Raw genomic sequence first — 14,945 nt, forward strand, 5'->3', positions numbered from 1 at the left:
TATGCCGATCGCCCTACCACCGCAAAGGTGCCTGTCCCCCTTGCGGTGGTTTTGGTCGGCTAGCCTTCGAGCTGCGCCACCTTGTAGCGGTAGGCTGCGGCGATGACGTCCTTGCAGCCTTCGCGGCCCAGCTTGGCGCGGTTGACGACGATGTCTTTACCGCTCGTCATCTTCCACTTGCCGGCGCTATAGCGCTTATAGAACGCCTCGCGCGCCTTCTGCTGCTGTTTGACCAGCTTGGCGCCCTTCTTTTTGTTAAGGCCACGCTTCTTGCGCACAATCTCGACGCGGTCCTCAAAAGGTGCGGTCACCAACACGGCAATGTGGCTGGGGTTGTTACGCAGCAGATAATCGGACAGACGACCTTCGATAATGCAGCTCTCGGTCTCGCCCAGATCCAAAATCACCTGGCTCATCTTTTGGAACAACTTGTCCGAGTACGAACGCGCGTCATAGCGGTCAGGCAGAAACGCCATGTTCTCCACGGCCAGGCGCTCGTCGTAGGCAGCCATCTTGTCGAGCGACTCACCCGCACGCAGCGACGCGCGCACCAGCAGCTCGTTGTCATACAGCGGAATCCCCAGCTCATTGGCGAGGATACGGCCAATCTCGTGGCCCTCGGCGCCAAAGTCGCGCGCGATGGTAATGACCACGGGACTCTTCTTGTTCTCCAGATCGCTCATCGCGATTCCTTTCTAACAAATGAGAAATAGGCGATTCCTGATTCCCATTTTGTCACTTACGACCGTCCTGGTTTCCCAAGTGCGGCAGATTGCCCCGAAAGAGGAGCGCCGCGTACCAAATGTACGCAAGCGACGATTGAGGGGCAAGGTGCCGTGCTTGGGGAAGCAGGACTACGCTGCCACGATACGACGTTGATACGCTCGGACCAGCAGCGAGATACCAAAGTTGAGCACAAAGTACATCGCAAACACCAGGCCGTAGAGCATAAGCACCTGCGACAGGTCGATCGCGTGGGCCATCACCACGTTTGCCGTGTACATGAGCTCGGCCACGTTAATGCCCGAAAGATACGAGCTGTCCTTAATGACGGTCGTGCACTGGCTAAACAGCGCCGGAATGATCGTCTTAAACGTCTGCGGCAAAATGATGTAGCGCATGGTGGCAAAGAAGCCGAAGCCCTGGCTCTGCGCTGCCTCAAACTGGCCGCGCGGAATCGAGTTGAGGCCGCCGCGCACAATCTCGGCCATAACAGCGCTGGTAAACAGCGTAAAGGCGATGGTCGAAATCACAATGTCCAAACCCTGCACCGTAAAGTAGATAAACAGGATCCACAGCAGGTTTGGCGTGCAACGGAACAGTTCGATATAGGCGCTCACCAAAATACGGAACGGGCGGGGCGCATAGCTCTTAACGAGCGCCAGCACCGTGCCAAAGATGAGCGAGAAAAAAATCGACAGCGCCGAGATCTCGATTGTCTTAACAAAGCCGCCCCAAATGTAGAGCAGGTTGGTCGCGTTGAAGATTTCCATGCGCTAGGCCTCCTCTACGTTGTCGAGCCCCAGCTCGGCCAGGCTCACGCCGCGCGGACGCTCCTTGGAGCGGCGCTCGAGCCACTGCACCAGCATGGCGAGCGGAAAGCAGATGATGAAGTACATAAGGCAGCAGACGATGTATCCCTGCAGGTAACCGTACAGACTCACAAAGTTGTCGGAACGGTACATAAGGTCGCCGCCGGCCACGAGCGCCAGCACCGACGTGTTCTTGACCAGGTTGAGCGACTGGTTACACAGCGGCGGCAGAATGATCTTGAATGTCTGGGGCAGCACGATGTACCAGTATGCCTGCGCACGGGTGAAGCCCTGGCTCTGGGCCGCCTCCATCTGGCCGCGCGGAACTGCCTCGATACCAGTGCGGATGACCTCCGAAATGTAGGCCGCGTGATACAGGCCCACACCCAAGAAGCCCAGCACGAACGGCGCAATGCGCACCGGCTGGTCGGCACCGGTTATGGCCTGCAAAAACTGCGGACCGGCCATGTACATAAAGAGCACCTGCACGGGCAACGGGGTGTTCTGGTAAAACTCCACGTACACGCGGCTTATGGCGCGCAGCACGCGCGAGCGAGTGGTAGAGAACACGCCCAGTAGCGTGCCCAGCACCAGCGACAGCAGCAGACCGGCAACGACTACCTGTAGCGTCACGCCAAAGCCCTCCCAGAAGGGCCCCATGTTTTGAAATGTCGTCGACCAACGGTCGGCGTCAAATAATCCTTCGAGCATTTGATTCCTTCCTTGGACGATGCGCCTATACAAGACCCCAGGTCTTGACCTCTTGGTCGAGCCAGCCGTCGGCCAGGCGATCGCAAATCACCTGATCGACCACGGCCGAAAGGTCGCAGCCCTTCTTGGTCGCCACGCCGTAGCCCTGCTCGCCAAACTTGACCTCGGGCTGCAGCAGCTCAACGGTCTCGTTCATGTAACCGGCCAGCGTGGAGCGGTCCATGGCAAAGACGTCGATATTGCCGGCGTCGAGCGAACTCTTGATGATGGGATAGCCGCTAAAGGCCCTAAACTCGGGCTTGCAGCTAAAGCCGTTGTCCTTGATCATCTGCTCGATCAGGCCCTGCGTGGTGGCACCCTGGCTCACACCAATGACCTTGCCATCCAGATCCTCAATCGAGGTAAAGCCCGAACGCTTCTTGACCATGAGTCCCACGTAGTCGGTGCGGTACGGCGTCGAGAAATCCCAGCTCTTCTTGCGCTCGTCGGTGATGGTGTAAGTCGCCGCGACAACGTCAAGTTGGCCGTTATCGATCAGCGGGCCGCGCGTCTTGGGCGTTACGTCGGTAAACTCGACAAGCTCCTGGGCGCGGGCCTCCTTGTAGCTCACGCCAAAGACGGCAGCGGCGATCTGGTAGCACAAATCGACTTCCATGCCCTCAAAGCGGCCCTTGGCGGTGTCGTAATAGCCATAGCCGGGAACGTCCTTCTTAACGCCGGCATTCAGATGGCCACGCGACTTGATGGCCGCAAGCTTGGACCCCTTGTCGGAGCCCTCGCCGCTGGTGGAGTTGCCGCAACCGGTAAGCGCGGACCCCGTCAGCGCAAGCATACCGGCGCCCGCCAGCTTCAAAAAGTGACGGCGCGACACGGCCGCCCTCGTCATATCCGTCATGTCCATCACCGCGCCTAGTGCAGAATCTTGGACAGGAACTCGCGGCAACGCGGGTTCTCGGGGTTATCGAAGAAGTGCTCGGGCGTACCCTCCTCCAGGATGCGGCCGTCCTCCATAAAGATGACGCGGTCGGCCACCTGGCGCGCAAAGCCCATCTCGTGCGTCACGCAGATCATGGTGATGTCCTCCTGCGCGAGCTCAATCATAACGTCCAGAACCTCCTGGACCATCTCGGGGTCGAGCGCCGAGGTCGGCTCGTCAAACAGGATAATAGGCTGCTTGGTGCACAGGGCACGGGCGATGGCGATGCGCTGCTGCTGACCGCCCGAGAGGTTCTGCGGATACTCGCCGGCCTTATGCGCCATGCCGACGCGCTTGAGCGCGGCGATGGCGACCTCGGTCGCCTCCTCCTTGCTCTTCTTTTGCAGCTTGATGGGCGCGAGCGTCAGGTTGCCGAGCACCGTCATGTTGGGATACAGGTTGAACTGCTGAAACACCATGGAACTATACTTGCGAGCCATCTCCAGGTGATTCTTTTTGGTGAGCGGCGTACCGTCGATGACGACCTCGCCCGACGTGGGCTCCTCCAGATAATCGACGCAACGGATGAGCGTCGACTTACCCGAGCCGGAAGGCCCGATCATTACGAGCTTCTCGCCGCGCTTGACGGTGAGATTGATATCTTTGAGCACATGCAGGTCGCCAAAGTACTTGTTGAGATGCTTGATCTCGATCATGTCTGCCATGAATGTCCCTTCCCTGCGTTTACACGAGTTGAACTATTGTACGGAAAGAACCGCGTTTCCGCAGCCCACACTACATTCCCGTAAAGAACCCGCAACCTTCCACCCACTCATTGGGGACAGGTTTAAATGAGTACCCGCTCATTGGGCACTCATTTAAGCCTGTCCCCAATGAGCACCGCCCAGCAAAAAAGGGGCGCGACCGCAATGGTCACGCCCCCTCAGCCTCAACTGTGTACCGCTCGGCCCTTACGCAAGCTTTGCTCCGACGATCTTTGCCGCGGCCGGCTTGTCGAAGTTGCCGCCGGTGGCCTTGCCGAGTGCACCCATGACCTGGCCCATCTGCTTCTTGGACGTAGCGCCCAGCTCGGCGATAACCTGCTCGATCAGAGCCTCGAGCTCCTCGCCCGAAACCTGCGCGGGCAGCAGGCTCTCCAGAATCTTGACCTGCTCGTTCAGGTTGTCGGTACGCTCCTGGTCGGTGCCGGCCTTGATGGACATCTCCAGCGTCTCACTCGTCTGCTTAATCAGACGCTTAATCATGCTGTTGACGTCTTCCTCGGTCACGTCGCGGCGCTCGTTGACCTCGATATTCTTCACCTCGGCCTTAACCTGGCGAATGATGGACAGGCGAACCTTGTCCTTGGCCTTCATGGCCGCGATCATTTCCTTCTGCAGCTCTTCGTTGGTCATCTGCAAATCCTCTCTAATAGCGTGGGCGGCGCTCGCGCGAGCACCGCCCCATGATTACTCAGTCGTCGACGAATCGTCGGTCGAGCTCTTGGTGACGCCCTTCAGACTCACGTTATAGGGTACGTCCTTGGGCATGGGGTTGACGGTGATGTCGGCATCCTTCTTGTACTGCTCCAGCCACTCGCTGTACGCGGTGCTGGCCGCCTGCGTCTTCACCACGTTGGAGACGTACTTTTTGATGTCCTTGGGCACCTGGTTGATGTCATCAACCTGATTATCGACATGGAAGTAGTCGGTGCACTTGATGATGTGGTAGCCATAGGTCGACTCGACGACTTCGCTCACGTCGCCCTTGTTGAGTCCCTCGAGCGCCGTCTGGTAGCTGTCGACAAAGGTGGTGAGCTTATCCCAGCCCACATCGCCCTTCTTCTCCTTGGAACCTGTGTCCTCGGAGTACTGCTCAACGGCGTCCTCAAAGCTCAGCTCACCGGAGTTGATCTTGTCCAGGCACTCCTGCGCCTTGGCCTTGGCGGCAGCCTTGTCCTCGTCGGAAGCGTCGGAATCAACCTTGATCAGGATGTTCGACGAGCGTCGGGCATCGTTGTAGCTGGACAGGTTTTCGTTGATGTAATCGACAATCTCGCTGTCCTTGGGCTTGCTTGTGGGCGCTACCGCATCCTTGAGTTTCTGCTGCGCCAGACTCTCCTTGAGCGAGTCCTTGTAGGTGTCCTCGGTATAGCCGTAGGTCTTGAGGGTCTTCTTAAAGGCCTTGGCACCGCCCGCGCTCTTGCACGCGTCCTTCCAAGCCTTCTCGACCTCCTCATCCGACACCGTCACGCCGTTCTCCTTCTGTGCCTGTTGAAGCAGAATCTGCTGCGTGTAGGAGTCGATGAGTTGCTTGCGGTACTTCTTGGGCGTGAGGTCGTTGTCGACCAGATACTGCGCCCAGTCCTTGTCCTTGGTGTAGCCGTAGGACGTGCGCATGCTCATGATCTGCTTGGTCACGGTGTCCTCGGTGAGGTTGGTGCCGTTGATAGTAGCAGCAACACCGCCGGTCAGCTTGTAGCCCGAGGTGTCCTCAGCCCGCGACATAAGGCCGGAGCACGCCATCGCCGAGACGGAAAGCAGCATCGCCAGCACGCCGATGACCACCAGGACGATCTTGACGGTCTTAGACACGTACGTCTTGCGCTGCTTCTTGCGAGAGCTGGAGGCAGCGCGAGCCTGCTGCTCGGGCGTCGGCGCGGCCTCGGAGTTCTTTTTCTTATTTGCCATAGTCGGCCTTTCGCATAACGAATCGAACAAACGCCATTGTGTCACAACGCGGCCCCCGCGGCACGCTTGGTACATTGGGGGCAGGTTAATCTGCACCATTTTGGTGCAAAGGGGGCAGATGCGGCACTTGGCAGTTGGGGACGTTCTTTATGTGCCGGCAGTTAGGGACAGTCCCCCAAGTGCCGACAGAAAAGGAACGTCCCCCAAGTGCCGACTCAGCCCCACCTTAGAAGTGGCGGCGGATGGCGTCGACCATACCCTGGGGCGTGGTCTGGCCGAGCACGTCGGCTGCGGCATCGGCACCCATAAAGATGTTCATGAGCGCTTGCAGGGCCTCGACTTGGCCGCCCGGCTCGGCAATGCCCAGATTAATGACGATCTGCGCCGGCACCGGAGCGCCCATGCCAGCCATAGCGTTAAATGTCACGGGCGCGGCGGGCTTCACCACCGCGATATAGGGCTTGGCCACAAACCCCGGGTCGGTGTGCGGGATAGCGATGTTGGCCGCCGGCATGGCAAGGCCCGTGGGATAGGCATCTTCACGCGTGCGGACGGCGTCGAGCCAACCGGATGCAATGTAGCCACGTGGTGCAAGCTCGCCCTCAAGCCGCGCGAACACCTCATCCGGCGTCGCACACTCCCAATCAAAAAACACCAGCTCAGGCGTAAACAGCGCTTCGTTATCCGCCATGCGCTCACCTCTCTCTCACCTAGCCATCGGGGACGTTCTTAAATGACTAGTCGTTAAAGAACGTCGCAGGTGACTACCCAAAACAAAGGGTGGCCACGTGCGCCTTGGCGCCAATGACCACCCTGACTACTCGGCTAAATTGTACTGTGCGCCGCTAGCCGCGAGGCGCGTCAATTGCGACCTTGCCGCTCTCCAGCACGTGGACGCGGCCGTCGGCGAGCATTTGCACGACCTCGGGATACAGCACGTGCTCAATCGCGTGGATGTGCTCCTCGAGCGTGTCGACATCCCAGCCCTCCTCAACAGCCAGCGCACGCTGGGCGATGATGGGACCGTTGTCGTAGATCTCGTTGGCAAAATGCACGGTCACGCCAGTTACCTTGACGCCGCGCGCAAAGGCATCGTCAATCGCATGCGCACCGGTAAAGCTCGGCAGCAGCGCCGGATGCAAGTTGACCACGCGGTTGGGAAACGCCGCCAGCAGCGGCGTGTGCACCATGCGCATGTAGCCGGCCATGACCACATACTCGCAGCCGCGTTCGAGCAGTTCGTGCGCGATGATCTCGTCGGCGGCGATGGGGTCGGCGTAGACATCCTTAGACAGCGTGAGCGTCTGGATGTCCGCGCGCTCAGCGCGCTGCAAACCCTTAGCCGAAGGACGGCTCGACACCACAAGCTCAATCGAAGCGTTGAGTTTGCCGGCAGCGATCAGATCGATCAGCGCCTGCAGGTTGGTACCCGAACCGCTGATGAGCACACCGATCTTGAGCGGCTCGGCCGTATCGGTACCGGTCGGACGGGTATAGGGCACAAAATCCAGGCCCTCGGCAGCAGTCATCTGCTCGTTAGCGCTCATCGGAGTACACGACCTTACCGGAGCCCTCGACGCACTCGCCCACGCGGAACGGCTTCTCGCCCAGCGCGACCAGGGCCTCGGTCACGGCAGCCTCGTCCTCGGGGGCGACGATCAGGCACAGGCCAACGCCCATGTTGAAGGTCTTGCATGCCTCGTTGGGCGCGAGCTCGGCCTGGCGCGACACGTAGGTGATGACGGGCGGAACGTCCCAACCCATCTCGGCGCCGTTGCGGGTGACCACGGCGTCGACGTCGTCGGCAAGCGCGCGGTTGAGGTTCTCGGTAATACCGCCGCCAGTGATGTGGGCGATAGCGTGCACGTTGGCGCCGCCGCGCAGCAGCTCCAGAATCGGCTTGACGTAGATGCGCGTGGGAGCCAGCAGGGCGTCTGCCAGCGATGCGCCGCCGAGTTCCTCGAGCGGACGGCTCAGCTCCTCGGCCTTAGCGGCGGCCTCGGGCGTGCCCGGCTTAATGCCGTCGACGCCAATGACCTTGCGCACGAGCGAGTAGCCGTTGGAGTGCACGCCAGTGGAAGGCAGGCCCAGGATCACGTCGCCGGGGCGGACGTTCGCGGGGTCGAGCATCTTGGGACGGTCGACGACGCCCACGGTAAATCCGGCAAGGTCGTAGTCGGCAGGAGCCATAACGCCCGGGTGCTCGGCCATCTCGCCGCCCACGAGCGCGCAGCCCGCGAGCTTGCAGCCGTCGGCCACACCCTTGATGATCTTTGCCATGTGCTCGGCCTCGATGTGACCGATGGCAACGTAGTCCAGGAAGAACAGCGGCTCGGCGCCCGAAGCCAAAATGTCGTTGACGCACATAGCAACCAGGTCCTGGCCCACCGTCTCGTGACGGTCCATAATCTGGGCGAGCACGAGCTTGGTGCCCACGCCGTCGGTACCGCTAATCAGAATCGGGTCTTCCATATCCTTAAGCGCGGCGGCCGAGAACAGACCACCGAAGCCGCCGATGCCGCCGATAACCTCGGGGCGATTGGTGTCCTTAACCATCTGCTTAATCGCGTCGACGGCACGGCCGCCCTCGGCGGTATCGACGCCGGCATCCTCATACGTCACATGCTTGCTGTCGCTCATCTGAGCCTTCCTCTCCCACTACCGTGGCGCCGCGCGGGCGCCAAACGGTGCTCATAGTTGCGTTCATTTCGGCGCGCGCCATAACAACGCGCGCCGCTCAATCAACAAAACAGCAGGTAAAACCTACCAAAATAAACCTATCCCCACATGGCAGGTTTTAGGCCTCACCGTGCTTCTCTTCCCAGCTGCGGTCGTCGTATTTCTCGACCACGGCGTCGTCATCAAAGTGCAACGGCTTGTCCAGGTTGCGGGGCTTAAAGCCCTCCATGAACTTGTCGCGGCCAAAACTCTCGGGAATCGCCACGGGGTAGCGGCCGGTAAAGCACGCATCGCAGTAACCGCCCTTGGGCATGACCTTAAGCAGGCCCTCGACCGAAAGGAAGGCCAGCGAATCGGCGCCGATATACTCGCAAATCTCGTCGACCGTCTTGTTGGCGCTGATAAGCTGCGACTGCACGTCGGTATCGATACCGTAGAAGCACGGCCAGATGACCTCGGGTGAGTTGATGCGGATATGAATCTCCTTGGCGCCAGCGTTGCGTAGCATCTTGACGAGCTGCACCATGGTGGTGCCGCGCACGATGGAGTCGTCGATGACGACCAGGCGCTTGCCCTCGATGTTGTCGCGCAGCGGGTTGAGTTTCATACGCACGCCCATGGCGCGCAACTCCTGCGTAGGCTCAATAAACGTACGGCCCACGTAGCGGTTCTTGATAAGGCCCTCGCCAAAGGGAATACCGCTCTCGTGCGAATACCCCTCCGCGGGCGGCAGGCCGGAGTCGGGCACGCCGATGACCAGGTCAGCCTCGACGGGCTCCTCGTGTGCCAGCTGACGACCCATGTCATAACGGCAGGCATAGACGCTCTTGCCGTTCATGATGGAGTCGGGGCGGGCAAAGTAGACCTGCTCAAAGATGCAGTTTGCGGGCTCTTCGGCGGCAGGCACGCCCTGCTCGGACACCAGACCCTCGGCGCTGATGCGCAAGATCTCGCCGGGACGGACGTCACGGACGTACTCGGCGCCCACGATATCGAGCGCGCACGTCTCGGAGGCGACGACCCAGCCGTCGGCGCGCGTGACATGGACGGCGGAGTCGACCGTCGCGGCACCGTCCTGCGACGGCAGCTGCGAAACGGATGCGGCATCGGCCTGGTCCAGGCCCTCGTCCACCAGCTTGCCCAGCACGAGCGGGCGAATGCCGTGCGGATCGCGGAATGCGTAGAGCGCCTGCTCGTTGATGAGCGTCATGGCGTAGCCGCCGCGCACAAGCTCCATGGTCTTGCGAATGCCCTCGCGCAGGTGGCCCGTACGCTGGGTAAAGTAGCCGATAAGCTTGGTCGCGACCTCGGAATCCGAATTGGAGAGGAACGGCACGCCCAGCTCGATCAGCTGGCGGCGCAGCTCGTCGGTGTTGACCAGAGTGCCGTTGTGAGCAAGCGCGATAATGACGCTGTTGATGGTGGAAAGGTGCGGCTGCGAGGCTTCCCAGCTCTTGGCGCCGGCGGTGCCATAGCGCACGTGGCCCACGGCCAGCTGGCCGGAGAGTGTCGACAGGTCGGCGTTGGAGAACACGCGGTCGAGCAGTCCCAGGTCCTTGCGGACCATAACCGTGCCGCCATCACCCACGGCGATTCCCGCCGATTCCTGGCCGCGATGCTGTAGCGCGCGCAGACCAAAGTACGTCAGTCGAGCCACATCGCGATCGGGTGCCCACACACCAAAAATGCCGCATTCCTCATGCAGCTGGTCGGAGTCCGGATCATACGTCGACATGGTCTTCACCTGTCCCGCGGCACGCTCGGCCGCGCGGATGGTTTCTTGAGACATGGCATCCCCTCAGAGCCTCGTTATTTGGCGTTACCTGCCCTATTATACGCACGGCAAGACAAGCACTCCCGCGCATGAACAGCGCTTTTTAAAAGCCCACCGAGCTTATAATCCGTTTTGCAGCCAAACATTTTATTGGGCAGGCGCCTCGGGACCGACGATCCCGCATGCTTCCGTCGCGACGCGTCTCGCCCGCCGTTAGGGCTTACATTGCTGCAATTGGGTCGTTTGTCCTGTCTTTTAGCAGGTCGGCGGCGTATCCTTGTACCTACAGCAAAACGAGAAAGGTTATGTATGGATCGAAACGAACTCGACCCCAGCGTCCCCAGCGCCACGGAGGTCAAGAAGATCCCCCTCATCATTAAGGTGTACGCCGTCCTGTGCATCCTTTCCGGCGTGGGCACGCTCCCGTCGGTCGGCGCCTTTATGTGGCAGGTCATTACCGCGCTCATCAACGGCAACGCCGTCGACAAACTTGGCGACAACACGCTCGTCGCAGTCGGCCTTATCGTCGCCGGCATCATGCTCTCGGCTGCCAGTGCCGTCATCCTGATCATCTTTGGCCTGGACCTCATCAAGAACCAGCGCCGCAACGCCGCCCGCCTGTCCTACATCCTTATCGCATTTACCGTCGTCGAGCTTTTGGTCGACGTGATGCTCCAGGGTATCGGGCCGTTCTTGCTGCGCCCCGCCATCCAACTCGGCATCCTCGTCGCGCTTTCGGCCACCGTCGACCCCACGCTTCGTCAGGAGCGCGAGCTGCAGCGCCGACTGCAGGAGATGCTCGATCGCGACGCCGCCGACGAGGGTATGCTCGGCCGCGATGAGACCGGCGAAGGCTACATCAAGCTCAACTACTTCAACCTGTTCTGGGTATTCTTTGTCTGCTGCATACTCGGCCTGATCGCCGAGGACATCTGGCACATGACGGTCGACGACCCGGGCGTCTACCAGAACCGCGCCGGCATGCTGTTTGGCCCCTTCAGCCCCATCTACGGATTTGGCGCCGTGCTCATGACCATGGTGCTCAACCGCTTCTACAAAAAGAACCCCATCATCATTTTCCTGGTAAGCGCTGTGCTCGGCGCAAGCTTTGAAGTGTTCGTGGGCTGGTTTATGCAGACCTCGTTTGGCGTAGTCTCGTGGAGCTACTCGCATATGAAGCTCTTTGGCATGCCCGATCCGCTCGCCGTCCTTACCGGCGGACGTACCTGCACGGGCTTTGCCTGCCTGTGGGGCCTGGGCGGACTCATCTGGATCAAGCTGCTGCTGCCGAGGCTGCTCAAGCTCATCAACATGATTCCGTGGAAGAGTCGCTACTCGGCTACTGTCATCTTCACCATCATTATGCTGGTCGATGGCGTTATGACGCTGCAGTCGCTCGATTATTGGTATCAGCGCGTCAACGGCACGGAACCGGATATTCCCGTTGCGCAGTTCTACGGCAAGTACTTCGATAATGACTTTATGGAGAATCGCTTCCAGAGCATGACCATGAGCCCCAAGGATGCGACGCGCGTGTAGCGCCAACCGCGTCCAAAACGCAAAATGCCCGCCGGTATCACACGTACCGGCGGGCATTTTTATAAACGAGTCTTCTATCGACGCAAGCCTCTACGCCTCGCGCTCGACCTCACTCACACATTCGTTCTTGATGGTGCCAACGAGCGCCTGCAGCGCATCGACCACGTGCGGGCGAATGTCCCCGCCGATGAGCACGAGCATGATGTCGTCACCCACGGCGAGTTCGCCGCTTGCCAGCCACACGCGCACATAGCCGATACCCGGCATCGCGCTCGTGGCCTCGATAGCAGCCTGCACCTTCTGAGCATCGAAGCCGAACACCATGCCGCCCACCTTGTGGCCCGGCGCCACGCCATCGGTCTCGACACCGCGCGCCTCGGCCTTGGGCGTCGCACGCACCACACCGTTATGTGTCAGATACATACCGCACGCAGGTGCCGACGAATCGGCCTTGGCCTCGCGCAGCCAAGCATCAACCGAAGGCATCGTTTTGCCATTCTCGAGCATCATTTCTCCCTTACCGTCGTCGAGTAGCCAATTTGGAACGGGGCTTTTTAGCTACTCTCGAACAACTTATTCCTCGACCGGCGTGAGCACCATGACGGCACGCGTGTTGCTCAGCGATAACGAACGACAGGTCACAAGCGTTACGACCTTGGTTGCCGAAGCAGCACGATCGGTGGCATCACTCGCCACGGCAGAAGCCCCGTCGAGCATCTCGGACAGGTAGTTCTTGAGCCCGTCGTCGCCCTCAAAATTGGTCGTGCGCGCCTTGGCATACGTGTCCTCGACAACTTTGGTCGCCAGTGGTCGCAGTTTATACGTAGCATCCCGTGTGATGTAATACACGAACTCGATGCTATCGAACGTTGCCTGATCAGTGGTGTCCGAAATCACGTTGAACATCGACCCGTCATTCATGTGGTGGCCGTAGATCGTGGTCTGCTGGTCAACCATTCCCGGCGCGGTGTCGTCGCTGTCCAAGAAGATCGCACCCGATGCATTGGACGTACCGTCAAACAGCGTGTTGAGGTATTTGGAGTTGTTATTGGTCTGCACCACGGGATAGTTGATGTTGGTTCCCGGCGCGTAAATCCAACCCACAACCTCGGGATTTGTCTGGGCAAGTGCATCGAAGTCGATAATCGGCACGCCGCTGGCGTCCTTATCGCTTACATATTGCTTCTCGATTTTCTGGTACGAATCGCTTGCCTGCTTATAGCCAATCTGAGCATTGATAAAGATGGCAGCGGCGGCAACAATCAGGCCGATGCCGATGATGATGAGCAGAATGGGAATAATGGAGCGGCGCTTTTTGCGCGGCGGCTCGGTGTAATCCGACGGCGCGGCATGCGATGAAGACCGGGGCGGCTTCTTAGCGTTGCTATAAGATGAAGGTCGATATGCGGCTGGCGCGTCCTGTCGACGATGCGTCGCCGGCGTCACGGGGCGCGGCGCGCGCGGCTGCTGAGGAGAGGATGTCCGACCCTGCTGTGCCCCATGGGCAGCACTCGGCTTGGACGGATCGGGGATCTGAGAAGCCTTGAATCGTTTTCCCTGATAGTCGGACATGGCTCTCCTTATACTGCGGCGAAACGGCGGAACGCCTAGGCGTCGGCCATCTCCTGCTTCATCTTCTCGATAACCTTGCGGTACTCGGGGTCGCAAGCGCCTAGAATCTGCGTGGCGTAGATGGCGGCGTTCTTGGCGCCGTTGATGGCAACGCAGGCCACGGGCACGCCCGAAGGCATCTGCACCATCGACAGCAGCGAATCCATACCGCCCAGGTCACTCGTCTTCATAGGCACGCCGATAACCGGCAGCGGCGTAAAGGCAGCCACGACACCACCCAGGTGAGCGGCCTTGCCAGCGGCGGCGATAATCACCTTGATACCGCGATCGGCAGCAGTCGAAGCCCACTCGTGGACCTTCGCCGGCGTGCGGTGTGCGCTCGCAATGACAAGCTCATAGGGCACACCCAGCGCCTCGAGCTCGGCGGTGCAGCCTTCCATAACGCCCAGATCGGACTTGGAACCCATGATAATCCCGACAACCGGCTTTTGATCTGCCATAAACAAAGACCTCCTGTTGAGAGCGGCGACGCGGCGGATCCGCGACCCTTAACTACTGAGAGTAGTATAGCTGCTCCCGTCCCTGCGGTCTTTGTGGCGCTTCGCGGGCGGGCCAGGCTTTATCTTCACTCCGGTTGCTTCGCAAAGTCGTTCAGATAAAGCCTGGCCCGCCCGCGAAGCGCCCTGCGACCTACCGGGGATTGCCATGACGTACGTTGGCTGATGAATTGGAAGGAAAGGTCAACGGAGGCTGAAGGCAATTGGTTCAGCGAAAAACCCTGACGAATCTAATTCGTCAGGGCCCCACCAACGCTCACTCGTCGTTCATCGTTAAAGCTAGATATTCTCTTCCGCCCATTTCTCGAAATCGAGTTCTCGTCTCTGAGCAGTTCGGTAGACTTCCATGTCTTCGCGAGCGCCTACCACTACGATGGCCATCTTTTCTTTAATTCTGATGAGGCGGTACACGATTCGAATGCCACTTCCCCTGAGCTTGATCTTCATAAAGCCAGTCAAATCCGTACCTGCCTTGTTTCCAAGAGGCTTGCCGAATCCACCTTCGTTCTGCGGCAATGGGTTCGTTCTGATTTTTTCTATAGCCTTAAGGACGATCTTTCGTTGGGAGCCGTCCAGACGCTTAATATCCTTGAGAGCATCCGGGTAGAAAGCGACTTCGTACCCACTCATTCAAACTCGACCTCATCCATCTGATCGAGTTCGTCCTGGCTCACACCCAGCTCTTCCATAACATCAGACAGGGAAACAAGCGCATCGTCACTTGCCACAGCCATTCTCTTAAGCGCCAACGTTAACAAGGTGAGGTCCTCCTCCGCTTGCTTCGCTTCCCTATATTCATCGGGTGTAACAATCACAAACGCTGGCTTGTTGTGTTTGAGAACCACAACAGGATTGTCGTCCCCAACCTTCGAAAATGCAGCCGAGCCCTTACCGTGGCTGAAATCGCTAATTGGAACAAGGTTGTCGAGCATCTGCAAAGCAGGCATACATACCTCCTAAAAATGAATTCTTTTT

General features: G+C 59.4%; 17 protein-coding genes. 1 reads left to right on the top strand and 16 read right to left on the bottom strand.

Annotated elements, in window-relative coordinates; genetic code table 11:
- Window positions 1-59 precede the first annotated feature (59 nt).
- The 11 genes from AAAX77_RS01110 to purF form a co-directional block, all read right to left on the bottom strand.
- A complete protein-coding gene (locus tag AAAX77_RS01110; protein WP_349104356.1) occupies window positions 60-683 on the bottom strand; it encodes a cytidylate kinase-like family protein in 624 nt (207 codons plus the stop codon).
- Between the two features lie 171 nt (window positions 684-854).
- A complete protein-coding gene (locus tag AAAX77_RS01115; protein ID WP_055285379.1) occupies window positions 855-1,493 on the bottom strand; it encodes an amino acid ABC transporter permease in 639 nt (212 codons plus the stop codon).
- A 3-nt stretch (window positions 1,494-1,496) separates the two neighbouring features.
- On the bottom strand, window positions 1,497-2,243 hold the full coding sequence (locus tag AAAX77_RS01120; protein ID WP_349104357.1) for an amino acid ABC transporter permease: 747 nt from the start codon (window positions 2,241-2,243) through the stop codon (window positions 1,497-1,499).
- A 25-nt stretch (window positions 2,244-2,268) separates the two neighbouring features.
- On the bottom strand, window positions 2,269-3,144 hold the full coding sequence (locus tag AAAX77_RS01125; protein WP_349104358.1) for a transporter substrate-binding domain-containing protein: 876 nt from the start codon (window positions 3,142-3,144) through the stop codon (window positions 2,269-2,271).
- Window positions 3,145-3,152: 8 nt separating this feature from the next.
- On the bottom strand, window positions 3,153-3,884 hold the full coding sequence (locus tag AAAX77_RS01130) for an amino acid ABC transporter ATP-binding protein (protein ID WP_349087578.1): 732 nt from the start codon (window positions 3,882-3,884) through the stop codon (window positions 3,153-3,155).
- 246 nt (window positions 3,885-4,130) lie between these two features.
- Window positions 4,131-4,574 (bottom strand): GatB/YqeY domain-containing protein, encoded by a 444-nt coding sequence (locus tag AAAX77_RS01135; protein ID WP_349104360.1) that lies wholly within the window; start codon window positions 4,572-4,574, stop codon window positions 4,131-4,133.
- 54 nt (window positions 4,575-4,628) lie between these two features.
- Complete coding sequence (locus AAAX77_RS01140; protein WP_349104363.1) at window positions 4,629-5,849, bottom strand: peptidylprolyl isomerase; 1,221 nt, start codon at window positions 5,847-5,849, stop codon at window positions 4,629-4,631.
- Between the two features lie 226 nt (window positions 5,850-6,075).
- Window positions 6,076-6,540 carry a PTS sugar transporter subunit IIA gene (locus AAAX77_RS01145; protein ID WP_195193289.1) on the bottom strand — a complete coding sequence of 155 codons (465 nt, stop codon included), beginning with the start codon at window positions 6,538-6,540 and terminating at the stop codon, window positions 6,076-6,078.
- A 154-nt stretch (window positions 6,541-6,694) separates the two neighbouring features.
- Window positions 6,695-7,396: a phosphoribosylglycinamide formyltransferase gene (gene purN, locus AAAX77_RS01150; RefSeq protein WP_349104366.1), complete on the bottom strand. Its 702-nt coding sequence runs from the start codon at window positions 7,394-7,396 to the stop codon at window positions 6,695-6,697.
- Complete coding sequence (purM, locus tag AAAX77_RS01155) at window positions 7,386-8,489, bottom strand: phosphoribosylformylglycinamidine cyclo-ligase (protein ID WP_055251557.1); 1,104 nt, start codon at window positions 8,487-8,489, stop codon at window positions 7,386-7,388. Before purM ends, purN begins: the two co-directional genes overlap by 11 nt.
- A 157-nt stretch (window positions 8,490-8,646) precedes the next feature.
- Window positions 8,647-10,317 (bottom strand): amidophosphoribosyltransferase, encoded by a 1,671-nt coding sequence (gene purF, locus AAAX77_RS01160; protein ID WP_349104369.1) that lies wholly within the window; start codon window positions 10,315-10,317, stop codon window positions 8,647-8,649.
- A 294-nt stretch (window positions 10,318-10,611) separates the two neighbouring features.
- Between purF and AAAX77_RS01165 the strand changes: the two genes are divergently transcribed.
- Window positions 10,612-11,841: a putative ABC transporter permease gene (locus AAAX77_RS01165; protein ID WP_349104372.1), complete on the top strand. Its 1,230-nt coding sequence runs from the start codon at window positions 10,612-10,614 to the stop codon at window positions 11,839-11,841.
- A gap of 90 nt (window positions 11,842-11,931) precedes the next feature.
- Here AAAX77_RS01165 and AAAX77_RS01170 read toward each other — a convergent pair whose 3' ends face one another.
- The 5 genes from AAAX77_RS01170 to AAAX77_RS01190 form a co-directional block, all read right to left on the bottom strand.
- Window positions 11,932-12,348: a molybdenum cofactor biosynthesis protein MoaE gene (locus AAAX77_RS01170; RefSeq protein ID WP_055285387.1), complete on the bottom strand. Its 417-nt coding sequence runs from the start codon at window positions 12,346-12,348 to the stop codon at window positions 11,932-11,934.
- Window positions 12,349-12,414: 66 nt separating this feature from the next.
- The gene (locus AAAX77_RS01175; RefSeq protein ID WP_349104374.1) at window positions 12,415-13,413 is read right to left on the bottom strand and encodes a sortase; all 999 of its coding nucleotides are present in this window, start codon (window positions 13,411-13,413) and stop codon (window positions 12,415-12,417) included.
- 35 nt (window positions 13,414-13,448) lie between these two features.
- A complete protein-coding gene (gene purE, locus AAAX77_RS01180) occupies window positions 13,449-13,913 on the bottom strand; it encodes a 5-(carboxyamino)imidazole ribonucleotide mutase (RefSeq protein WP_006235810.1) in 465 nt (154 codons plus the stop codon).
- Between the two features lie 336 nt (window positions 13,914-14,249).
- Complete coding sequence (locus AAAX77_RS01185) at window positions 14,250-14,600, bottom strand: toxin RelE (protein ID WP_006235811.1); 351 nt, start codon at window positions 14,598-14,600, stop codon at window positions 14,250-14,252.
- Window positions 14,597-14,917 carry a type II toxin-antitoxin system prevent-host-death family antitoxin gene (locus AAAX77_RS01190; protein ID WP_055287606.1) on the bottom strand — a complete coding sequence of 107 codons (321 nt, stop codon included), beginning with the start codon at window positions 14,915-14,917 and terminating at the stop codon, window positions 14,597-14,599. Before AAAX77_RS01190 ends, AAAX77_RS01185 begins: the two co-directional genes overlap by 4 nt.
- Between the last annotated feature and the right edge of the window lie 28 nt (window positions 14,918-14,945).

The sequence above is a fragment of the Collinsella sp. CLA-ER-H6 genome (genome assembly GCF_040092305.1).
Taxonomy (GTDB): Bacteria; Actinomycetota; Coriobacteriia; order Coriobacteriales; family Coriobacteriaceae; genus Collinsella.